At 66.3% G+C, this 20,235-nt stretch carries 34 protein-coding genes; 3 read left to right on the top strand and 31 right to left on the bottom strand.

Translation table 11 applies throughout. The annotated features are described in order from the left end of the window. The first annotated feature begins 173 nt into the window (after positions 1-173). From GTZ93_RS06620 to GTZ93_RS06610, 3 genes are all read left to right on the top strand, one after another. Positions 174-971 (top strand): lysophospholipid acyltransferase family protein, encoded by a 798-nt coding sequence (locus GTZ93_RS06620; RefSeq protein ID WP_139914818.1) that lies wholly within the window; start codon positions 174-176, stop codon positions 969-971. A 7-nt stretch (positions 972-978) separates the two neighbouring features. After that, complete coding sequence (locus GTZ93_RS06615) at positions 979-2,361, top strand: tetratricopeptide repeat protein (protein ID WP_139914815.1); 1,383 nt, start codon at positions 979-981, stop codon at positions 2,359-2,361. A gap of 132 nt (positions 2,362-2,493) precedes the next feature. Beyond that, positions 2,494-3,054 carry a hypothetical protein gene (locus GTZ93_RS06610; RefSeq protein WP_120598105.1) on the top strand — a complete coding sequence of 187 codons (561 nt, stop codon included), beginning with the start codon at positions 2,494-2,496 and terminating at the stop codon, positions 3,052-3,054. A gap of 127 nt (positions 3,055-3,181) precedes the next feature. On the opposite strand, the gene rplQ is transcribed toward GTZ93_RS06610, so the two are convergent. The 31 genes from rplQ to GTZ93_RS06455 form a co-directional block, all read right to left on the bottom strand. Next, entirely contained in the window at positions 3,182-3,601 is a 420-nt protein-coding gene (gene rplQ / locus GTZ93_RS06605) for a 50S ribosomal protein L17 (RefSeq protein ID WP_014395887.1), read from the bottom strand. A gap of 192 nt (positions 3,602-3,793) precedes the next feature. Continuing rightward, a complete protein-coding gene (locus GTZ93_RS06600) occupies positions 3,794-4,816 on the bottom strand; it encodes a DNA-directed RNA polymerase subunit alpha (protein WP_120574781.1) in 1,023 nt (340 codons plus the stop codon). Between the two features lie 217 nt (positions 4,817-5,033). After that, a complete protein-coding gene (gene rpsD, locus GTZ93_RS06595) occupies positions 5,034-5,660 on the bottom strand; it encodes a 30S ribosomal protein S4 (protein WP_120574782.1) in 627 nt (208 codons plus the stop codon). A 69-nt stretch (positions 5,661-5,729) separates the two neighbouring features. After that, positions 5,730-6,170 (bottom strand): 30S ribosomal protein S11, encoded by a 441-nt coding sequence (rpsK, locus tag GTZ93_RS06590; protein WP_014395884.1) that lies wholly within the window; start codon positions 6,168-6,170, stop codon positions 5,730-5,732. 75 nt (positions 6,171-6,245) lie between these two features. Beyond that, positions 6,246-6,629, bottom strand: a complete 384-nt coding sequence (gene rpsM / locus GTZ93_RS06585) for a 30S ribosomal protein S13 (RefSeq protein WP_014395883.1) — start codon at positions 6,627-6,629, stop codon at positions 6,246-6,248. Between the two features lie 55 nt (positions 6,630-6,684). Beyond that, complete coding sequence (gene rpmJ, locus GTZ93_RS06580; protein WP_002633586.1) at positions 6,685-6,801, bottom strand: 50S ribosomal protein L36; 117 nt, start codon at positions 6,799-6,801, stop codon at positions 6,685-6,687. Between the two features lie 67 nt (positions 6,802-6,868). Next, complete coding sequence (gene infA, locus GTZ93_RS06575; RefSeq protein ID WP_002614803.1) at positions 6,869-7,087, bottom strand: translation initiation factor IF-1; 219 nt, start codon at positions 7,085-7,087, stop codon at positions 6,869-6,871. 150 nt (positions 7,088-7,237) lie between these two features. Beyond that, the gene (gene map / locus GTZ93_RS06570) at positions 7,238-7,996 is read right to left on the bottom strand and encodes a type I methionyl aminopeptidase (RefSeq protein WP_120574783.1); all 759 of its coding nucleotides are present in this window, start codon (positions 7,994-7,996) and stop codon (positions 7,238-7,240) included. Positions 7,997-8,097: 101 nt separating this feature from the next. Further along, the gene (locus GTZ93_RS06565; RefSeq protein WP_120574784.1) at positions 8,098-8,748 is read right to left on the bottom strand and encodes an adenylate kinase; all 651 of its coding nucleotides are present in this window, start codon (positions 8,746-8,748) and stop codon (positions 8,098-8,100) included. A 90-nt stretch (positions 8,749-8,838) separates the two neighbouring features. Further along, a complete protein-coding gene (gene secY, locus GTZ93_RS06560; RefSeq protein ID WP_120574785.1) occupies positions 8,839-10,185 on the bottom strand; it encodes a preprotein translocase subunit SecY in 1,347 nt (448 codons plus the stop codon). A gap of 134 nt (positions 10,186-10,319) precedes the next feature. Beyond that, on the bottom strand, positions 10,320-10,847 hold the full coding sequence (rplO, locus tag GTZ93_RS06555) for a 50S ribosomal protein L15 (protein WP_014395879.1): 528 nt from the start codon (positions 10,845-10,847) through the stop codon (positions 10,320-10,322). 16 nt (positions 10,848-10,863) lie between these two features. Then, entirely contained in the window at positions 10,864-11,133 is a 270-nt protein-coding gene (gene rpmD, locus GTZ93_RS06550) for a 50S ribosomal protein L30 (RefSeq protein WP_120532358.1), read from the bottom strand. A 2-nt stretch (positions 11,134-11,135) separates the two neighbouring features. Further along, entirely contained in the window at positions 11,136-11,657 is a 522-nt protein-coding gene (gene rpsE / locus GTZ93_RS06545; RefSeq protein WP_014395877.1) for a 30S ribosomal protein S5, read from the bottom strand. A 22-nt stretch (positions 11,658-11,679) separates the two neighbouring features. Continuing rightward, on the bottom strand, positions 11,680-12,036 hold the full coding sequence (gene rplR, locus GTZ93_RS06540; RefSeq protein WP_120567151.1) for a 50S ribosomal protein L18: 357 nt from the start codon (positions 12,034-12,036) through the stop codon (positions 11,680-11,682). Between the two features lie 108 nt (positions 12,037-12,144). Next, a complete protein-coding gene (gene rplF, locus GTZ93_RS06535) occupies positions 12,145-12,711 on the bottom strand; it encodes a 50S ribosomal protein L6 (RefSeq protein ID WP_120574786.1) in 567 nt (188 codons plus the stop codon). A 64-nt stretch (positions 12,712-12,775) separates the two neighbouring features. Next, on the bottom strand, positions 12,776-13,174 hold the full coding sequence (gene rpsH / locus GTZ93_RS06530; RefSeq protein ID WP_120552131.1) for a 30S ribosomal protein S8: 399 nt from the start codon (positions 13,172-13,174) through the stop codon (positions 12,776-12,778). A 168-nt stretch (positions 13,175-13,342) separates the two neighbouring features. Then, positions 13,343-13,528 carry a type Z 30S ribosomal protein S14 gene (locus GTZ93_RS06525; protein ID WP_014395873.1) on the bottom strand — a complete coding sequence of 62 codons (186 nt, stop codon included), beginning with the start codon at positions 13,526-13,528 and terminating at the stop codon, positions 13,343-13,345. A gap of 24 nt (positions 13,529-13,552) precedes the next feature. Next, positions 13,553-14,206 carry a 50S ribosomal protein L5 gene (gene rplE, locus GTZ93_RS06520; protein WP_014395872.1) on the bottom strand — a complete coding sequence of 218 codons (654 nt, stop codon included), beginning with the start codon at positions 14,204-14,206 and terminating at the stop codon, positions 13,553-13,555. Between the two features lie 176 nt (positions 14,207-14,382). Beyond that, positions 14,383-14,712, bottom strand: coding sequence for a 50S ribosomal protein L24 (rplX, locus tag GTZ93_RS06515; RefSeq protein ID WP_120574787.1), 330 nt, complete (start codon positions 14,710-14,712; stop codon positions 14,383-14,385). A gap of 42 nt (positions 14,713-14,754) precedes the next feature. Next, positions 14,755-15,123, bottom strand: a complete 369-nt coding sequence (gene rplN, locus GTZ93_RS06510; RefSeq protein WP_014395870.1) for a 50S ribosomal protein L14 — start codon at positions 15,121-15,123, stop codon at positions 14,755-14,757. Between the two features lie 65 nt (positions 15,124-15,188). Further along, a complete protein-coding gene (rpsQ, locus tag GTZ93_RS06505) occupies positions 15,189-15,515 on the bottom strand; it encodes a 30S ribosomal protein S17 (protein WP_169821648.1) in 327 nt (108 codons plus the stop codon). A gap of 83 nt (positions 15,516-15,598) precedes the next feature. Continuing rightward, positions 15,599-15,805 carry a 50S ribosomal protein L29 gene (gene rpmC / locus GTZ93_RS06500; RefSeq protein ID WP_014395868.1) on the bottom strand — a complete coding sequence of 69 codons (207 nt, stop codon included), beginning with the start codon at positions 15,803-15,805 and terminating at the stop codon, positions 15,599-15,601. A gap of 74 nt (positions 15,806-15,879) precedes the next feature. After that, entirely contained in the window at positions 15,880-16,299 is a 420-nt protein-coding gene (rplP, locus tag GTZ93_RS06495) for a 50S ribosomal protein L16 (RefSeq protein WP_014395867.1), read from the bottom strand. A 64-nt stretch (positions 16,300-16,363) separates the two neighbouring features. Then, positions 16,364-17,026 carry a 30S ribosomal protein S3 gene (gene rpsC / locus GTZ93_RS06490; RefSeq protein WP_120523546.1) on the bottom strand — a complete coding sequence of 221 codons (663 nt, stop codon included), beginning with the start codon at positions 17,024-17,026 and terminating at the stop codon, positions 16,364-16,366. 41 nt (positions 17,027-17,067) lie between these two features. After that, positions 17,068-17,412 (bottom strand): 50S ribosomal protein L22, encoded by a 345-nt coding sequence (gene rplV, locus GTZ93_RS06485; protein WP_014395865.1) that lies wholly within the window; start codon positions 17,410-17,412, stop codon positions 17,068-17,070. A 35-nt stretch (positions 17,413-17,447) separates the two neighbouring features. Further along, positions 17,448-17,735 (bottom strand): 30S ribosomal protein S19, encoded by a 288-nt coding sequence (gene rpsS / locus GTZ93_RS06480; protein ID WP_014395864.1) that lies wholly within the window; start codon positions 17,733-17,735, stop codon positions 17,448-17,450. Between the two features lie 13 nt (positions 17,736-17,748). Continuing rightward, positions 17,749-18,594 carry a 50S ribosomal protein L2 gene (gene rplB / locus GTZ93_RS06475; protein ID WP_120574788.1) on the bottom strand — a complete coding sequence of 282 codons (846 nt, stop codon included), beginning with the start codon at positions 18,592-18,594 and terminating at the stop codon, positions 17,749-17,751. Positions 18,595-18,631: 37 nt separating this feature from the next. Continuing rightward, a complete protein-coding gene (locus tag GTZ93_RS06470) occupies positions 18,632-18,925 on the bottom strand; it encodes a 50S ribosomal protein L23 (protein WP_120574789.1) in 294 nt (97 codons plus the stop codon). Further along, complete coding sequence (rplD, locus tag GTZ93_RS06465) at positions 18,922-19,545, bottom strand: 50S ribosomal protein L4 (RefSeq protein WP_120574790.1); 624 nt, start codon at positions 19,543-19,545, stop codon at positions 18,922-18,924. Before rplD ends, GTZ93_RS06470 begins: the two co-directional genes overlap by 4 nt. Positions 19,546-19,596: 51 nt before the next feature. Continuing rightward, positions 19,597-19,905: a 30S ribosomal protein S10 gene (gene rpsJ / locus GTZ93_RS06460; protein ID WP_002633608.1), complete on the bottom strand. Its 309-nt coding sequence runs from the start codon at positions 19,903-19,905 to the stop codon at positions 19,597-19,599. 195 nt (positions 19,906-20,100) lie between these two features. After that, positions 20,101-20,235 (bottom strand): EF-Tu C-terminal domain-related protein (locus GTZ93_RS06455; protein ID WP_455423666.1); only part of this gene is annotated, 135 nt, incomplete at its 5' end.

Here is a 20,235-nt window from a genome sequence, read left to right as displayed (position 1 = left end):
AACAATGGCGGGGGGAGCCATGGTAGATAAAGTGCATGCCCCCGCCCCGTTCCGCACGTCCAGGAGCCCGTGCCGGCGCCCGCGCCGCGCCGCCTGGCTACCCGACCGGTGAGCGGCACCCCCAGGGCCCTTCCGGCGCTCAGGCCCCCCGGTAGGAGGAAAGGCGACGCATGTTGCGCAAGCTGTGGTGCATCCTGGTGGTCACGGTGTGGTCCCCGATCTGCTTCACCCTCGCATGCCTCGCGATGCTGGTGACGCTCAACCCGTCGCGCTCGGTATGGGTCGCCCGATGGATCTGGTCGCCCGTGCTCCTGTGGGCCGGTGGCGCGAAGCTGGAGGTCATTGGCGGGGAGAACGTGGACCCGAAGCGGCCCACCATCTACGTCGGCAACCACATGTCCTCACTCGACATCCCGGCCCACTTCTTCGCCGTGCCGGTAGACTTCCGTTTCGTCGCCAAGTCGCAGCTGCGCTTCGTGCCGTTCATCGGCTGGTACCTCTGGCTCGCGGGCCACGTCTTCATCAACCGCGGAGACCGTTCGTCCGCCATCGCGTCGCTTGAAAAAGCCGCCCGGAAGATCCGCGCGGGCACCAGCATCTTCCTGTACCCGGAGGGCACCCGCTCCCCGGACGGCCGCGTGCTGCCCTTCAAGAAGGGCCCCTTCGCGCTCGCGCTCAAGGCCCGCGTGCCCATCTGCCCCGTCACCATCGAGGGCACCGACAACGTGATGCCCAAGAACTCGTGGAACATCTCCCCGGGTCCGGTGCGCGTGAAGATTGGCCGCCCCATCGACACCAGCGGCTTCGCGGACAACGACCGCGAGGGCCTGGCCCGCGCAGTGCGCGAACAGATCATCGCCGACAGCCTCTCCCTGGGCGGCAAGGGCGGTGACCCGGACACCGCCGTCGCCGCGCCGAACCGCGAGGGCGTCGCGCAGCTTGCCTCCTCCGTCACCTCCAAGGCCTCCTGAGCTCCCCGTGCCCCTGACGCCGCCCTCGAACCGCCTCCGCACGCTCCATTGGCCCGCCGCCCTCCTGGGGCTGGGGCTGCTCGCCACCGGCTGCGGCCATGGCCAGTCCCAGGCCCCCGCGCTGTCTCCCCAGGCCCAGGCGCGCGCCTACCTGGACGGCAACCAGCCGGATGAGGCGGTAAAGCTCCTGCGGGAGCTGCACGCGCGCACGCCGGACGACGTGGACGTGGCCCGCGCCCTCACCGAGGCCCAGGTGAAGGCCGGCCGCGCGGACGCCTGGGCGGAGGAGCTGCGCCAGGCCATCGCGAAGAACGAGCGCGCGGTGGACCAGTACATGCTGGGCCTGACGCTCTTCTCCCGGGCCCGGGATGCGGGCGCCCCCACCGTGGCCGCCTTCGAGCGCGCCATCGCGCTGTCTCCCACCACCGCGGAGTTCCATTACCGCCTGGGCGTGGCGCGCCTGGAGTCGGAGCAGTACACCGCCGCCCTGGGCCCGCTGCGCAAGGCCGTGGAGATGGCCCCGGAGCGCGCGGGATGGAAGCTGCCCCTGGCCAAGGCCCTGGCCCGCACGGGCGACACGGCGGGCGCCGTGGAGGCCCTGGGCACCGTCGTGCGCGGCAGCCCTACCCCCGCGGAAGTCGCCACCGCACGGGCGCTGATGAACCCGCTGGCGGACCCGTTCCAGAACTTCCCCAAGGCGGCGGAGGCGAAGCTCGAGGAGGGCATGCGCTACCTGCACGAGCTGGACGCGCCCCAGCACGCCCTCATCGCCTTCGAGGAGATCCTCCACGACTACCCGGACCTGGCCGTGGTGCACGCCCTCCTGGGGCTGGCCTACCAGCGCCTGGATGACGCCGGCCGCGCCGTGGACGAGTTCAAGCAGGCCATCGAGCGCGCCCCCCAGGACGGCAAGAACCAGCTCTACCTGGGGGAGCTGTACCTGTCGCGCCAGCGCACGGAAGCGGCGCGCACCGCCTTCGAGAAGGCCGCGGCGCTCAACCCGCTGCTGGACCTGGCCTGGTTCCGCCTGGGCGACATGCGCCTGGAGGCCCGGGACCTGGACACCGCGAAGGAGGCCTTCCAGGTGGCCGTGACGCTGGCGCCGGACTCGGCGGCCGCGCGCGGCAAGCTGTCGCTCGTGTACCAGTTGCAGGGGGACTACGCGGCCGCGCAGCGCGAGCTGAAGGCCGTGGCGGACAAGGACCCGGAGAACACCGAGTTCGCCCTGCGCCTGGGCCTGCTCTACACCGAGGAGGCCCAGAAGGCCCGCCGCCCCGAGGACCGCCAGAAGGCCGCGAACGAAGCGGAGCGCTGGCTGGGGAAGGTGCTGGAGACCCAGCCCGACAACGCGGTGGCCAGCAAGGCGCTGCAGGTGCTCAAGGGCCAGTAGCCACCGGCGCACCGGCCCCTCTACACTCCGCCTCCGATGAGCGACGCGCGCAAACCCGCCCCTCCCAGCACCCCGCCGCCCCGAACGCCGTCCAATCCCGGCACCCAGCCCCGTGCGGCCACCAGCCCCGGCATGCGCGCCGTAAGCGCCGCCCGCATGGCCCCGCTGGAGAAGGCGAAGCCGGAAGGCCCCCTGGGCAAGCGCGTCGCCGCAGAGACGTCCAACGTCGTCCTCAACGCCTTCTCCATCCTGAAGGAACAGTTCGCGGACTTCCGCGCGAGCAACCGCTTCTTCAAGTACAAGGCCGGCATCGTCGCGGGCTGGCTCGTTCTGTCCGTCGCCAGCTTCGGCATCGCGTGCCCGGGCAGATCCCTGGACACGGGTGACATGGACGCGCGCCTGGTGCTCAGCGACAAGCTGGACCGGCCCTCCGTCACCATCTGGAACGAGAGCAAGGACGTCTGGCGCGACGTCATCATCACCGTGAACAACGAGTACAAGGCGGTGGTGGCGGAGGTGCAGCCCGGCAACTTCGTCACCATCACGCCCAAGCAGCTCCTGGGGAAGACCGGCGGCGCCGCGCCCGCGGACCTGCGCTTCCAGGCGCTGACGATGAAGAGCGCGGACGACAAGGCCGACCTCACGCCTTCCCTCCAGGAGGAGTGGCAGCGCCTCCTCGCGCCGAAGAAGTAGCCCGCCGCGAGCGGCCCTCCAGACGCCGGAAACACGAAGGGCGCCCTCCTGAAGCAGGAAGGCGCCCTCGGTGCTTCTTCAGCCCGTCCGGGCCTCACTCACGTGAGACCCGGGCACGGGGAACGGATCAACCCTCGGACTTCGCCTCGGCGGGAGCCTCGGTCGTCTCAGCGGCGGCCGGGGCCTTCGCGGGACGGTCCACCAGCTCGATGAGGGCCATCTCCGCGGCGTCGCCCCGGCGGAAGCCCAGGCGCACGATGCGGGTGTAGCCACCCGGACGGGATGCGTAACGCTCCTTGTACTCGCTGAACACCTTCTGGAGGACCGTGCGGTCCTTCACGGTGCGGGCGGCAAGGCGCACGTTGGACAGGCCACCGCGCTTGGCGAGCGTGATGATGCGCTCGGCCAGCGGACGGACTTCCTTCGCCTTGGGAACGGTGGTGCGGATGGCCCCGTGCTCCAGCAGGGACGTGACCATGTTGTTCAGCATCGCGAGACGGTGGCTCGTGGTGCGGTGCAGCTTCCTTTGTCCGACCTTGTGGCGCATGCGCGTGCTCCGGGGTCTCTTCTTGAGAACCCCACCACTCCGGCCGTATCAGGTACCGGGTGGGAAGGACGGCCCCGACACCGGGGGCCGCCGTTGAATCGGGCCCTGTGTACCAGGGCCCCCTGCCTTCGCGCCACCGTGAAGCCGTGTCGGTGGGATGCCAAGGCAGGTGCTTCAGGAAACAACGACGCTTCAGGCCTTGGGGGCCGCGGGAGCCGGCGCGTTCTTCGGCGGCCAGTTCTCCAGCTTCATGCCCAGGGACAGGCCCATCTCCGCGAGGATCTCCTTGATCTCCTTCAGAGACTTGCGGCCGAAGTTCTTCGTCTTGAGCATCTCCGCCTCGGTGCGCTGGACCAGGTCACCGATGGACTTGATGTTCGCCTGCTGCAGGCAGTTGGCCGAACGCACCGACAGCTCCAGCTCGTCCACCGAGCGGAACAGGTTCTCGTTGAGCTTGGCCTCTTCCTTCGGCGCCTCGGCGACGACCGGCTCCTCGGTCTCGTCGAAGTTCACGAACACCGTGAGCTGCTCCTTGATGATCTTCGCCGCGTACGCCACCGCGTCCTGCGGCACCACGGACCCGTCCGTCCAGACCTCGAGCGACAGCTTGTCGAAGTCCGTGACCTGACCGACGCGCGCGTTGGTGACCTGGTAGTTCACCTTGCGGATGGGCGAGAAAAGCGAGTCGATGGGGATGGTCCCGATGGGCGCGCCCGCCACCTTGTTCGTGGACGCCGGCACGTAGCCACGGCCGCGGCGGCACATCAGCTCCATGCGCACCTTGCCACCCTCGGACACGGTGCAGATATGGTGACCCGGGTTCAGGATTTCGACGTCCTGGTCCGCGATGAGGTCGCCCGCCTTCACTTCCTTGGGGCCTTCCACCTCGATGCGCAGCGTCTTCGTCTCGTTCGTGTGCATCCGGAGGAGGACCTCCTTCAGGTTCAACACGACGTCCGTGACGTCCTCGGCCACCTCGGGGATGGTCGTGAACTCGTGGTCCACGCCCTCAATCTTCACGGAGGTGATGGCCGCGCCCTGCAGCGACGACAGCAGCACCCGCCGCAGCGAGTTGCCCAGCGTCGTCCCGAAGCCGCGCTCCAGCGGCTCCGCCACGAACTTGCCGTACGTGGGGCTCAGCGAGTCCTGGTCCACTTCCATGCGGCGCGGCTTGATGAGGTCGCGCCAGTTCTTCGCAACAAACGTGTCGGCCATGGGGACTGCTCCTCTGGTCGTGCGCCATCACCCACTTCCCCGCCAGATTGACGGGAGGACGGGCACGCGGGGGGACTGCTAACAACCTCGCCCGGCGCACGCAGAACGCGGCCTCCAGGCGACGAAACGACAGGCGACAAAGCGACAACGCCCCGGCCTCGTCGGCCAGGGCGTCCACCGCGGGAGGGGCCCACCGAAGCGGGCCCGGCATCCCTGCTTACTTCGAGTACAGTTCGACGATGAGCTGCTCCTGGATGGGCATGGTCAGGTCCTCGCGGTTCGGGACCGTCTTGACCGTGCCCTTGAACGACTTCTTGTCCAGGTCAATCCACTGGGGAACGCCACGGCGGTCCACCGTCTCCAGCGCCTCGGAGATGCGGAGCACCTTGCGGCTCTTCTCCACCACTTCCACGGCGCTGCCCGGCTTCACGGAGAACGACGGGATGTTCACCCGGCGGCCGTTGACCTGGAAGTGACCGTGACGCACCAGCTGGCGCGCCTCGTTGCGCGTGTCCGCGAAGCCCATGCGGAACACCACGTTGTCCAGGCGGAGCTCCAGCTGCTGCAGCAGGTTCTCACCCGTCTTGCCCTTGGCCGCGGACGCGCGGTGGTAGTACCCGCGGAACTGGTTCTCGAGCAGGCCGTACATGCGCTTGACCTTCTGCTTCTCGCGCAGCTGCACGCCGTAGCCGGAGAACTTCACGCGGCCCTGGCCGTGCTGACCGGGGGGATAGGGGCGGCGCTCAATGGCGCACTTGTCCGTGTAGCAACGGTCGCCCTTGAGGTACATCTTCAGGTTCTCGCGCCGGCAGATACGGCAGGCGCTCGCGGTATAACGAGCCACGGAAACTCTCCTTGCAGATGGTCTGGAGCCGGGCCCGCCGCGAGGCGGGTCCCCGGCCCGAAGCGGTAATTAGACGCGGCGGCGCTTGGGCTGACGGCAGCCGTTGTGCGGGATGGGCGTCACGTCGCGGATGAGGCTGATCTTCAGGCCGGCGGCGGCCAGCGCGCGCAGTGCCGACTCACGGCCCGCGCCCGGACCCTTCACGAACACCGTCACGGTCTTCAGGCCGTGCTCCATCGCCTTCGCTGCGGCGTCGCCAGCGGCCACCTGCGCCGCGAACGGCGTGGACTTGCGGCTGCCCTTGAAGCCGCGCGCCCCGGCCGACGACCAGGAGATCACGTTCCCGGACACGTCCGTGATCGTGATGATGGTGTTGTTGAACGTGGACTGGATGTGGACCACGCCGTTGAGGATGTTCTTCTTACCCTTGCGCTTGCTCTTCTTCGCCGCAGGGGTCTCGCCACCCTCGGCACCGGCCGGCGCGGCGGCGGTATTGATCTCGTCAGCCATGTGAATCGCTGCTCCTGGGAGTAGGTGATCAACGCCCGCGCCTCACACGAAGCGAGGCAGCGGGCGCCAGAGGGTTTAGCGGGCCGGAGCGGCCGGCTTCGCGCGAACGATGCCGCGCTTGGGACCCTTGCGGGTGCGCGCGTTGGTGTGGGTGCGCTGGCCGCGGACCGGAAGACCCTTGCGGTGACGCAGACCCCGGTAGCAACCCAGGTCCATCAGCCGCTTGATGTTCATGGTCACCTCGCGCCGGAGGTCACCCTCGACCTTGTAGTTGGCCTCGATGATCTCGCGGATCTTTCGAGCCTGGTCCTCGGTGAGGTCCTTGGTCCGGGTGGTGAGATCGATGCCCGCCGCCTCGATGATGTCGTGCGCGGTCTTGTTACCGATCCCGTAGATGTACTGAAGCGAGATCACCGCACGCTTGTTGGGCGGCAGATCGATGCCGGCGATACGAGCCATCTTCGGTCTTCCTTCGTTGTGGAGTTGGTCTGAGGCAAGAGTCCCTTAAGGACTCTTAGCCCTGGCGCTGCTTGTGCCGGGGGTTGGAGGCGCAAATGACGCGCACGATGCCCTTGCGGCGAACAACCTTGCACTTGTCGCAGATCTTCTTGACGGACGCCCGAACCTTCATGGAGCGAACTTCCTTCCTTCAGCGGAGAAAAGCACAACAGCCGGTCCGCACAGGCGGCCGGCGCGAATTACTTGGCCCGGTACGTGATCCGTCCACGGGTCAGGTCATACGGCGACAACTCGACCTTCACCTTGTCGCCCGGAAGGATACGGATGAAGTGCATCCGCATCTTACCCGAGATGTGCGCGAGCACCTTGTGGCCGTTGTCCAGCACCACGCGGAACATCGCGTTCGGTAGGGGCTCCATAACGGTCCCCTCGACTTCGATGGAATCATCCTTCGGCAAGCGTCAACCTTCTTCCCGGACCACGAACCTTCTGGAAGCGCGGCGGGATAACACTTTGGTCCGTAAGTAGCAAGCGCCGCGCGATCTGAAATCTGGACCTCTATCAACACCTTCTGACATCACCCTATTTCACCCTGGGGCCGGGGGCCCTCATCGACGCCGGGTCAGCACTTCCGGCCCCCGCTCTGAGATCAGGATGGTGTGCTCGAAGTGGGCGGACAACTTGCCGTCCACGGTGACGGCCGTCCACTCGTCCTCCAGGACCTCCACGTCGGGAGTCCCCTGGTTCACCATCGGTTCCACCGCCAGGACCATGCCTGGCCGCAGCTTCATCCCTGACCCCGCCTGCCCGTAGTTGGGCACCTGCGGCGGCTCGTGTAGCTTCCGGCCAATCCCGTGCCCCGTGAAGTCCCGGACCACGGAGAACCCCCGCGCCTCCACGTGGTTCTGCACCGCGTGACCAATGTCGCCAATCCGGTTGCCCGGCTGCATCGCCTGGATGGCCTTCTCCAGGGACTGCCGGGTAACGTCCACCAGGGCCTGGGCCTCTGGCGTCACCTTCCCCACCGGCACCGTCCGCGCCGAGTCCCCGAAGAAGCCGCGGTAGACCACCCCGAAGTCCAGCTTCATCAGGTCCCCCGCCACCAACCGCCGCTTCCGGTTGGGGATGCCATGGACGACCTCCTGGTTCACGGAGGCGCAGAGGACACCCGGAAAGCCGTGGTAGCCCTTGAACGCCGACCGGGCGCCCTTCTTGGCGATGAGCTGCTCCGCCAGGGCGTCCAAATCCCAGGTGGAGACACCGGGGGCCACTGCCTTCTCCAGTTCGTCCAGGATCTCACAGACGATCCGCCCCGCTTCCCGCATCAGGGCAATCTCATCCGGGCTCTTGATCTCCACCGGGTTCATGCGCCCCTTTCCCTACCAGCCCGCTGCTCTGTCGGGAACCCATGAACGGTGGGGCGGCAGTCCAGACCGGCCCTGCCCTCGCCTCACTGGCTGCCCCAGGCTCAGGCAGGACGGCCAGCGGCCTTCTTGATCTCCTCGTAGATGCCCTCCGGAGACCCGACGCCGTCCACGCTCTTGAGCAGCCCCTTCTTCGCGTAGAAGTTCTTCAGAGGGGACGTCTCGGCGTCGTACTTCTGCAGGCGCTTCTCGATGACCTCCGGCGTGTCATCCGGACGCTGCACGAGCTCCGTGCTGCACTTATCGCACAGGCCCGCGCGCTTCGGCGGGCTCTGGGTGACGTGGAAGACGGACCCGTCATTGGGGCACACGCGCCGGCCGGAGCCACGCTCGACCAGCGTCGAGTGAGGGACCTCGAGCGACACGACCGCGTTCAGCTGCTTGCCCAACCGCTCCAGCATCCGGTCCAGCGCGTCCGCCTGTCCCGGGGTGCGGGGAAAGCCGTCAAGCACGAAGCCCTGGGCTACGTCCGGCTCCTTCAGCCGCTCCTCCACGATGCCGATGACGACGTCGTCCGGGACGTACTGCCCCGCGGCCATCAGCGGCCCGGCCACCTTGCCCAGCGGCGTGCCATCCTTCACGGCCTTGCGCAGGATGTCGCCGGTGGAGATCTGCGGGATCTGGAAGTCCGCGTAGAGCTTCTTCGCCTGGGTTCCCTTCCCGGCGTTCGGCGGCCCCAAGAGGATGAGGTTCATGTCGCTCCTTTGTACCTACGTCCACCCTTGAACGACGAGGCGCCCCTCCCCACCATTGGGGAGAGGCGCCCGGAACACAACCGACCGCTGTCAGGCCGCCACGCGAACCCGGCCGCGGATGCGCGGACCACGCGGACCCGCGAAGCCTTCGTAGTTGCGGCTGATGAGGTGGCCCTCAATCTGCTGCACCGTGTCCAGCGCCACGCCCACCACGATGAGGAGCGCCGTGCCGCCGAAGGTGAACTGCACCCCGAGCACGCTGCTGATGACGGACGGAATCACACAGATGATGGCCAGGTAGATGGCGCCACCGAACGTGAGGCGGTTGAGCGTGCGCTCAATGAACTCCGCCGTCTGACGGCCCGGGCGGATGCCGGGGATGTAGCCACCCTGCTTCTTGATGTTGTCCGCCACGTCATCCGGCCGGAAGGTGAGCGCCGTGTAGAAGTAGGAGAAGAACACCACCAGCAGCACGAACAGGCCGTTGTAGACCCAGAGGTTGCCCTCGATGCTGCGCTGGAAGCCCTGCAGGAAGGGGAACCACGCGCCCAGCGTCGCCGGGAAGGACAGCACCGCGCCGGCGAAGATGGGGGGAATCACGCCCGAGGCGTTCACCTTCATGGGGAAGTACGTGGCCTGGCCCGCGAACATGCGACGGCCCGCCATGCGCTTGGCGTACTGGATGGGCACCCGACGCATGCCCCGTTCCACGTAGACCACCACGCCGATGATGAGGAGCATGAAGAAGAGCAGGCCCAGCACCGCGGCCACGTTCACCACTTCCTGCGACGTCAGGTCCAGCAGCGTCTTCGCGCCGGGCAGCACGCGCGCCACGATGCCCGCGAAGATGATGAGCGAGATGCCGTTGCCGATGCCGCGCTCGGTGATGCGCTCGCCCAGCCACATGATGAAGGCCGTGCCCGCCGTGAGGCTGACCACCGTCATGAAGGTGAACCAGAGGTTGTCGTTGGGTACCACCACCTGGTTGAAGCCGCCCTGCCCCGCGTCGGAGCGTCCCAGCGAGGCCAGCCACCGCGAGATGCCCACGCCCTGCACGATGGACAGCGCGATGGTTCCGTAGCGCGTGTACTGGTTGATCTTCTGGCGGCCCGCGGCGCCTTCCTTCTGCAGGCGCTCCAGGCTGGGCACCACCACCGCCAGGAGCTGGATGATGATGGAGGCGCTCACGTACGGCATGATGCCCAGGCCGAAGATGGACATCTGCTCCAGCGCGCCGCCGGAGAAGAGGTTGAACAGCGACACGAGGCCGCCCGATTGTTTCTGGGCGTCCATGAACGCGTTCATCGCAGAGCGGTCCACGCCCGGCGTGTTGATGAAGATGCCGATGCGGTAGACGGACAGCAGCACGAGCGTGTACGCAAGCCGGCTGCGCAGCTCCGCGATGCGGAAGACGTTGGCGAAGGCGTTCAGGGCCACGGTAATGCCATCCTCTTCAAGAGGTTCTGCCAGCAACAACAAACGCCCCTCTCCGGTTCCGGAAAGGGGCGCGGAAGCCTACACAAGGCTGAGGGCGCGCACCACATCACTGTGATGCGCGCCGCCGGTCACGCCTACGCCCGGGGCTGGCGAGGAGCCTTGACGCCCTTGCCAGCGTGGGCCTTGGCGGCCGACTCCGGCTTGTGCGCCACCAGGGGAAGCTCCTCCACGGAGCCGCCCGCCTTCTCGATGTTCTCGCGAGCCGCCGCGGACACCTTGTTCACCTTGACGGTGAGCTTCTTGGCGAGCTCGCCGTGGGCCAGGACCTTCACGCCATCATAACGGCCCTTGACCAGGCCCGCCTGCTTCAGCGCGGCCTCGTCCACCGTGGCGCCAGCGTCGAACGTGTGCTCCAGGTCGCCCAGGTTCACCACCGCGTAGGTGGTGCGGTTGGGCGGGTTGAAGCCGAACTTCGGCAGGCGGCGCTGCAGCGGGCTCTGGCCGCCTTCGAAGCCCTCGAACCGCATGTTGCCGGAGCGGGCCTTCTGGCCCTTGCCGCCGCGGCCGGCCGTCTTGCCCAGGCCGCTACCCTGGCCACGGCCCACGCGCTTCTTGCGGTGCCAGGAGCCCTCAGGGCGCTTCAGATTGGTCAGGATGCTCATGTTGGATCCTCAGTTCTCAGGCCTTGGCCTTGGCGGCCAGGCGCTCCAGGGCGCGGTCCCGGGCGACAATCTTCCGGGGCTTGCGGCGCTTGGGCGCCGGGGCCTCCTGGCTGACCGTCTCCAGGGAGACCAGGTGCTTTACCTTGAACACCATGCCGCGCACCGCCGGGGTGTCCTTCAACAGCCGCTCGTCGCCGAACTTCTTCAGACCGAGGCCCTTGATGGTGGCCAGCATGTCCTCGGAAGACCCCGAGAAGCTCTTCGTCAGCTTAACCTTGAGCGCCATGACTAGCCCCTCGCCTCGCCCGCGAGCTTCTGGGTCTCGACGTCCTTGCCACGCAGCCGCGCGACCTGCTCGGCGCTGCGCAGCAGCTTCAGGCCCGCCACCGTGGCCTTCAGCACGTTGTGCGGATTCCGCGAACCCTGGCTCTTGGTCAGGATGTTGCGGATGCCCGCCGCCTCCAGCACCGCGCGCACCGCACCACCGGCGATGACGCCCGTACCTTCGGAGGCCGGCTTCAGGAGCACCCAGCCGGCACCAAAGTGCCCCAGGATCTCGTGCGGGATGGTGTGGCCCATGCGAGGAACGCGGAACAGGTTCTTCTTCGCGTTCTCGCCACCCTTGCGGATGGCCTCGGGGACTTCGTTGGCCTTGCCCAGGCCCACGCCCACGTGCCCGTTGCCATCGCCCACCACGACAAGCGCGGCGAACGAGAACCGGCGGCCACCCTTCACCACCTTGGCCACGCGGTTGATGTTCACCACGCGGTCGGTCAGGTCCAGATCGTTCGGATTGATCGGAGTTGCCACTTGAGGAATTCCTTTCTGGTACCTAGAACTTCAGGCCGGCCTCGCGCGCGGCGTCAGCCACGGCGGCGATGCGCCCATGGTAAGGGAAGCCGTTGCGGTCGAACACCACCGCATCGACGTTGGCGGCCTTGCACTTCTCCGCGATGAGGGAGCCCACGCGCTTCGCGTCGGCCTTCTTGTCGCCCTCGTCCTTGCCCTTCAACTCCTTGGACAGGGACGACGCGAACGCCAGCGTGCGGCCGGTGGAGTCGTCCACCACCTGCGCGTAGATGTGCTTGAGGCTCTTGTAGACCGACAGCCGCGGACGCTCCGTGGTTCCGGAGAGCTTCTTGCGGATGCGGTTCTTCCTCTTGAGGCGCTGCTCGACAGTCTTGGACATGGCTGCTTCCTTTTCCGTCCGGCGGCGATGCGGCCTTCCGCCGCCGGATGATTCCGCCAGACCTCAAGGCCCGGCGGGGTTGAATGCTCGGCGAAGACGCGGCGACGACTAGGTCGTACCGGTCTTGCCCTCCTTGCGACGGATGCGCTCCTCGGCGTACTTGATGCCCTTGCCCTTATAGGGCTCCGGCGGACGCAGCGAGCGGATGTTCACCGCCGTGGCGCCCAGGGCTTCCTTGTCCGCCGAGCGGAGCGTCAGCCCCACCGTGGGAAGGCTGTCCTCGGTACGGGAGGTCTTGTCGACTTCCGCCGTCACACCCTCCGGCAGGTTGAACACCACCGGGTGGGAGTAACCGAGCGAGAAGTGAATGGCCTTGCCCTTCACTTCCGCGCGGAAACCGACGCCGCGGATGTCCAGACGCCTCTCGAAGCCTGCGGACACGCCCTTCGCCGCGTTGGCAAGGATGGTCCGCGTCAGGCCGTGCAGGCTGCGGGCCTCACGCGAGTCATCCTCGCGCTGCACCGTCACCTGGCCGTCCTTGACCTCCACCTTCACCTTGGCGGGGAGCTTGACGGACAGCTTGCCCTTGGGGCCTTCGAAGTTGACCTGCTGGTTGGCGACATTGACCTTCGTCTTGTCACCAAGCTTGATCGCCAGTTTTCCAATCCGACTCATGATTGCCTCGTGCTGTCGTCGCCCGGGGCGCGCTCCTCGCGGGGCGCTTCACCCAGGCTCCTGGCTAGTAGACCGTGCAGAGCAGCTCGCCGCCGACCTTCTGCTTCCGGGCCTCGGTGTCCACCAGGATGCCGCGCGAGGTGGAGAGGATGGAGATGCCCATGCCACCGAGCACCGGCTGGATGTCGCGCACCGCGACGTAACGACGCAGGCCGGGCTTCGACACGCGGCGAATGCCGGTGATGGCCGGGCTGCGGTCCGGGCCGTACTTCAGCTGGACGGTGATCTCGTTCTGGGGCGCGACCTCGTGGATGGCGAAATCCCCGATGTAGCCCTCGTCCTTGAGGACCTTGACGATCTCCACCTTGAGCTTCGAGTGGGGGATGACGACCTTGTCGTGCCGCGCACGCGAGGCGTTGCGCAGGCGGGTCAGCATGTCGCCGACGGGATCATTGACCGGCATGAAGCACCTTCAAGCAAAGCAGCGGTCCCCATGGGACACACCGCGTTCGCGGCCACCGCGCCTGCCGGGCCCATCCCGGGGGTTCGCGACGACCGCTACTTCTCTTCTACTTCAACCGGATACCGCCCTGCCCTCTTCAGGACAGGGACGGGGCTCCGGGTCCAACGCCTACCAGGACGACTTGGTGACGCCGGTAATCTCACCACGCAGGGCGCGGTGACGCAGGCAGATACGGCACATCTTGAACTTGCGCAGGAAGGCGCGAGGACGACCGCAGAGACCGCAGCGGTTGTACTGACGCACGGGGAACTTCAGCTTGCGCTTTGCCTGGGCAATCTTGGAGAGCTTGGCCATGATCGATGGGAGTCCTGGGCTCGGTTACTGACGGAACGGCATGCCGAAGTGACGCATCAGCGCGAGGCCCTGCTCGTCGTTCCGGGCGGTGGTGACGAAGCTGATGTTGAGCCCCTTCACCTTTTCGATCTGATCGTAGTTGATTTCCGGGAAGATGATCTGCTCACGCACGCCGAGCGTGTAGTTGCCCTTCCCGTCAAAGGCCTTGGGGGACACACCCTTGAAGTCACGCACGCGAGGCAGCGCGACGGTGATGAGGCGGTCCATGAACTCGAACATGCGGTCGCCGCGCAGCGTGACAGCGGCACCGATGGCCTGGCCCTGGCGCAGCTTGAAGTTCGCGATGGACTTGCGCGCGCGCGTCACGACCGGCTTCTGACCGGTGATGGCAGCCAGCTGGTCCACCGCCGACTCCAGGATCTTGTTGTTGGCGAGCGCCTCGCCCAGACCCATGTTGACGACGATCTTCTCCAGCCGCGGCACTTCCATGGGGTTTCCGAGCCCCAGTTCCTTCATCAGCGCAGGAACACCTTCCGCGCGGAAGCGGTCCTTGAGGCGCGCCGAGCGGGCCTTCAGGCCCTCCTCGATGTTCGCGGCGAAGCCAACCTTCTTGGCTTCTTCTTTGCCGCGCTTCTTGCTCTTCTTTTCCTTCGAGTCGGCCTTCTTCTCGTCAGCCATCTTTCATTCCCCTGCTTCGGGGCGCCGTCATGGACCCAGCGCGTCCGATCAGTCCTGCGTCTAGAACGTGGAAACACCCGGAGAACTCAACCATTTCAGCTCTCTGGACGTGCACGCCCGCTTGCCCCACCACGGGGTGGGGCAAGGGGCGCGCATACATGCCCGAACACCGACCCCTAGTCAATCAGGGCGTCACACTGCTTGCAGAACCGCTTGGAGGTCTCCCCCTCCTTGCGGATGCCGACGCGGGTCGGCTTGTCACACTTGGCGCAGACCACCTGGACGTTCGAGAGCGCGATGGTGCCCGGCTTCTCGATAATGCCGCCCTCGGGGCTCTGCGGCGTCTTGCGCATGTGGCGCTTGACCAGGCGCAGGCCCTCGACCGTCACGCGGCCCGCCTCCCGGTCAACCTTCAGCACCTTGCCGCGCTTGGTCGCCGGCGTCTTCTCCGAGCGCTCAGACCCGGAGATGACCTGGATGGTGTCACCGACTTTCAGCTTCTGCATGGCTTCCTCACTCTGGCTGTTCGCCGTCAGGCCTGCGTCCTCTTAGAGGACCTCGGGCGCCAGCGAGATGATCTTCATGAACTTGCGGGCACGCAGCTCACGGGCGACCGGCCCAAAGATGCGCGTCCCGATGGGCTCCAGGTCCTTGTTGATGAGGACCGCCGAGTTGCCGTCGAACTTGATGTAGCTGCCATCCGCACGACCCACCTCGCGACGGGTGCGGACGATGACGGCCTTGGCCACGTCACCCTTCTTCACCTTGGAGTTGGGCAGGGCCTCGCGGATCGACACGACGATGACGTCGCCGATGGAGGCGTACTTGCGCTTGGAGCCGCCGAGAACCTTGATGCAAAACACCTTCTTGGCGCCCGAGTTGTCGGCCACATCGAGCACACTCTGCATCTGAATCATGTGAAGTCTCCTCTTGCTCGAACCCGTCCACGCGCTTCATGGCGCACGGACGCGGTGTGACCTACCTAGACGTTCTTGCTCTTCTCCAACACCTCGACCACGCGCCAACGCTTGTCCTTCGAAGCGGGCTTGGTCTCGGCGATGCGCACCCGGTCACCCTCGTTGATGGTGACCTTCTTCGGGTAGTCGTGATCCTCGACGTGCGCCTTGTACTTCTCGCGCAGGCTCATGATCTTCCCGTACTTCGGGTGGGGAGCACGACGCTGGACGGTGACGACCACCGTCTTCTGCATCTTGTTGGAGGTGACGATGCCCACGCGGGTCTTGGGACGACCCCGGGTGGAGGTCTCGGCAGCGGGCGTTTCGGTCGCTTCAGCCATGTTGGTTCTCACTGTCTGTCATGCACCCGGACCCTCTGCCCGGATGGCCACGGACACCCGGGTGAGCCCGGATGCCCGCGGATGCACTGCTACTACTACCCCGCCTTCGCGGCCCGGGCTTTTTCGCCCAGGACGGTGAGGATGCGGGCCAGATCACGGCGGTGCTGCACGCCCTCAGCGGGGCTGTCCAGCGAGCCGGTCCGACGCTTGAGCCGATCCTGGACCAGCGTATCGCGCAGTTCCTTCGCGCGGTTCTGCAGGTCGTCCGTCGACAGTTCCTTCAATTCCTTCGCAGTCGCCATCTTGGTCTCCTCGGCGCGGGATGCGGGCGCCCTCCCCTGTCACCAGGTGGAGCGCCCGTCCCGGCGGTGCGTGACTACAGCGAGAGCTCGCTGCGGCGCACGATCTTGGTGAGCACCGGCAGCTTCGCCTGCGCCAGCTTCAGCGCACCGGTGGCGATCTCCTGCGTCATGCCCTCCATCTCATAGAGCACGCGTCCCGGCTTGACGACCGCGACGTAGTACTCCACGCCGCCCTTACCGGTACCCATACGGGTTTCGGCGGGCTTCTTCGTGATGGGCTTGTCCGGGAAGATCCGGATCCAGATCTTGCCGCCGCGCTTCACGTGGCGGGTCATCGCGATACGGGCCGCCTCGATCTGGCGCGAGGTGATCCAGCCCGGCTGGAGGCTCACCAGGCCGAACTCACCGTAGGTGAGGTCGCTGCCGCGGTGGGCCGAGCCGAACATGCGGCCCTTCTGCATCTTGCGGTATTTGGTTCGAGCAGGCTGAAGCATGGTCGATGTCCTTCGTGCCTTCCGTGCAGGGCGGGCTTCTTAGGGCCCGCCCCACAGGGGCGTCTTACCGGTTGGTGGGCATGGGGGCCTGGCCGCCCTTGCCGGGGAGGACCTCGCCCTTGCAGATCCAGACCTTGCAGCCAATCTTGCCGTAGGTCGTCTTGGCCTCGGCGAAGCCGAAGTCGATGTCCGCGCGGAGGGTGTGCAGGGGCACGCGGCCCTCGCGGTACCACTCGTAGCGGGCCATCTCGGCACCACCCAGGCGGCCCGAGCAGGCCACGCGGATGCCCTTGGCCCCGAACTTCATCGCGGTCTGCAGCGCCTTCTTCATGGCGCGGCGGAAGGCGATACGGCGCTCGAGCTGCGTGGCGATGTTCTCCGCCACGAGCTGCGCGTCGGTCTCGGCCTTGCGGACCTCGACGATGTTCAGGAAGACCTCGTTCTTGGTGAACTGCTGGAGGTCCTTCTTGACGGTCTCGATGCCAGCGCCACGCTTGCCGATGACGATGCCCGGACGCGCGGTGTGGACGTTGACCTTCACCTTGTTGGCGGCGCGCTCAATCTCCACCTTCGACACGCCCGCGTGGTTCAGCGACTTCTTGACGAACTCGCGGATGCGGATGTCTTCGTGGAGCCACTGAGCGTAGTTCTTGTGCTCAAACCACTTGGAGTCCCAGGTCTTGATGACGCCGAGCCGGAACCCAATCGGATGTACTTTCTGTCCCAAACTGAATCTCCTTGGTGCGTCCGGGCAGGGCCCGACGGGTCCTACTTCTTGGCCTCGGCCAGCACGACGTGGACGTGGGCAGACTTCTTCTGAATGGGCGTCGCGCGCCCCATGGCGCGCGGCATGAACCGGCGCTGGGTGGCGGCCTGATCCACGGAGATGGTCTTGACGTAGAGGGTATCCACGTCGACCTGGCCCTTGGACAGGTCCGTCGCGTTGGCGACGGCGCTCTTGATGAGCTTCTCCACCGGCCGCGCAGCAGCGCGCGGGGTGAACTTCAGGATGTTCAGGGCAGCCTCGACAGGCTTGCCCCGGATGAGCGCCGCGACGAGGGACAGCTTGCGCGGGCTCATGCGCAGGTGACGCAGATGTGCAGTCGACTCCATGGTCATCTCCTCAGGCTCTCAGGCGTAGGTACGGGCTACTTGCCCGGGGCCTTGGCGACCTTCTTCTCCGCCGAGTGCCCGCCGAAGGTGCGCGTAGGAGCGAACTCGCCGAGCTTGTGGCCCACCATGTTCTCCGTCACGAACACCGGAATGAACTTCTTGCCGTTGTGCACGGCGAAGGTGTGACCCACGAACTCAGGGAGAATCGTGGAGCGCCGGGACCAGGTCTTGACGACCGCCTTCTTGTTCGCCGCAATCATCCCCTCGATCTTCTTGAGGAGGTGATCGTCGACGAACGGACCCTTCTTGATCGAACGAGCCATGTTTCAAATCCTCTTACTGGCTGCGCGCGCCCTGGCGGCGGCCGCTCACGATGAACTTGTCGGTGCGCTTGTTGGTGCGCGTGGTGAGGCCCTTGGTCTTCTTGCCCCACGGAGACACCGGGTGCGGATTACCCTGGCCGGACTTACCCTCACCACCACCGTGCGGGTGGTCGACAGGGTTCATGGCCAAACCGCGGACGGTGGGCCGAATGCCCAGCCAGCGGCTCTTACCCGCCTTACCGATGCGAATGATTTCGTGCTCGATGTTGCCCACCTGTCCGACGGTGGCACGGCACTCGATGAGCACCTTGCGCACAGCGCCGGAAGGCATGCGGACCTGAGCGTAACGGTCTTCCTTGGCCATCAGCTGGCCGGAGGTGCCCGCGGAGCGGATGACCTGGGCGCCACGGCCCGGCTTCAGCTCCACGTTGTGGATGACCGTACCCACCGGGATGTTCTGCAGCGGCAGGCTGTTGCCCGGCCGGATGTCGGCGGTGGAACCGGCGAACACGGTGTCGCCCACGGCCAGGCCCACGGGGGCCAGGATGTAGCGCTTGTCGCCGTCCGCGTAGTGCAGGAGGGCGATGTTGGCCGTGCGGTTCGGGTCGTACTCGACCGCGACCACCTTGGCCGGCACGCCGTCCTTGTCACGACGCTTGAAGTCGATGGTGCGGTAGCGACGCTTGTGACCGCCACCCTGGTGACGACGGGTGATGTGGCCGTGAACGTTGCGGCCACCCGAGCGCTTGAGCGGCTCGGTGAGGGCCTTCTCCGGCGAATCCTTGGTGATGTCCGCGAAGTCGGACACCGTCATCAGACGGCGGGCGGCGCTTGTCGGCTTGTACTTCTTGATGCCCATGGTGTGTTCCTCTCAGGCGGATCTGTCGCCAGTGGCGTCAGACCGCTCCCCCTTCGAAGAGTTCGATCTTGTCACCTTCCTTGAGGGTGACGACCGCCTTCTTGAAGTTGGGGCGCTGGCCGATGCTCTTGCCCACCCGCTTCGTCTTGCCACGCACGATGTTGGTGCGAACAGCCTCCACCGTGACCTTGAACAGGGACTGGACCGCGCGGGACACGTCGTGCTTCGTGGCCTTGCGGTCCACGATGAACGAGTACTGGCGGAACTTCTCACGGGCCTTGTCCAGCTTCTCCGTGATGAGCGGGCCCTTGATGACGTCGTTCAGATTCATGACAGGGACCCCTCAAGCGCCTTCGCGGCGGCGGAAGTCAGGACGACGTGCGAGTGCTTGAGCACGGACTCGAGGTTGAGACCCTCGGGCGGCAGCACGTCGAACTTCGCCAGGTTGCGCACGCTGCGGTGCAGGTTCGTGTTGCCGCGCTCGTCGATGATCAGCGCGTTCTGGAGCTTCAGGCGGCGGGTGAGCACCTCGAAGGCCTGCTTCGACTTCGGGGCGTCCAGCTTGAAGCCGTCCAGGATGATGAGCTGCTTCTCCCGGGCGCGCAGGGACAGCACGGCGCGCAGGGCACCGCGACGGACCTTGCGGGGCGGTCGGTAGAAGTAGTCACGGGCCTTGGGGGCCATCGCCTTGCCGCCGCCCACCCAGTGGGAGGCGCGGATGGAACCCTGACGGGCACGGCCGGTGCCCTTCTGCTTCCAGGGCTTCTTGCCGCCGCCGCTGACGAGCGAGGTGTTCTTCACCCCGACCGTGCCGCGGCGCCGGTTGATCTGCTGCATCTTCGCCACCTCATAGAACAGGTGGGTGTTCGGCTCGGCGCCGAAGATCTCGTCGGAGAGTTCGATCTCCGACACCTTCTTCAAATCCAGGTCGACTACGTCAAACTTCGCCATGGCACTTTCCTCGGGGGTCAGAGTGAAACCACTCCGACGCCATCCCGCTTCCTAGGACTTGATCTCGACGTCAACGCCGGCAGACAGATCCAGCTTCATCAGCGCGTCCAGCGTCTGCTGGGTCGGCTCGAGGATATCGAGCAGGCGCTTGTGCGTGCGGATCTCAAACTGCTCGCGGCTCTTCTTGTCCACGTGCGGCGAACGCAACACGGTGAACTTGTTGATGCGCGTCGGCAGGGGGATCGGACCGGCCACCTTGGCGCCCGTGCGCTTGGCCGTCTCGACGATCTCCCCAGCACTCTGGTCCAGGAGCTTCGAGTCGTACGCCTTCAGCCGGATGCGGATCTTCTGTGTCGCCATTCGCAAGAACCTCTTTGAACGACCTCTGGGAACCGTGAGGCGGTACGCCCGTCAACGCCTGGATTTCAGAGAACCGTTTCTTCGGAACGAAGGGGCGCGGTGTGTACCACCACACCCCATGGGTTGCAACTGGATTTCCACCGGCTCCCCGGAACCGCCCACAAGGGGCCTTCCGGAGAGCTGGTGGGCTGAATACTACGCGATGATTTCCGCCACAACGCCCGCGCCCACCGTGCGGCCGCCTTCACGAACAGCGAACCGGAGCTCCTTCTCCATCGCGACCGGGGTGATGAGCTCCACCTCGATGGCGATGTTGTCGCCCGGCATGAC

The organism is Corallococcus exiguus, assembly GCF_009909105.1.
GTDB lineage: Bacteria > Myxococcota > Myxococcia > Myxococcales > Myxococcaceae > Corallococcus > Corallococcus exiguus.
The sequence above is the reverse complement of the archived record's forward strand: the minus strand, read 5'-3'. Positions and strand labels throughout refer to the sequence as shown.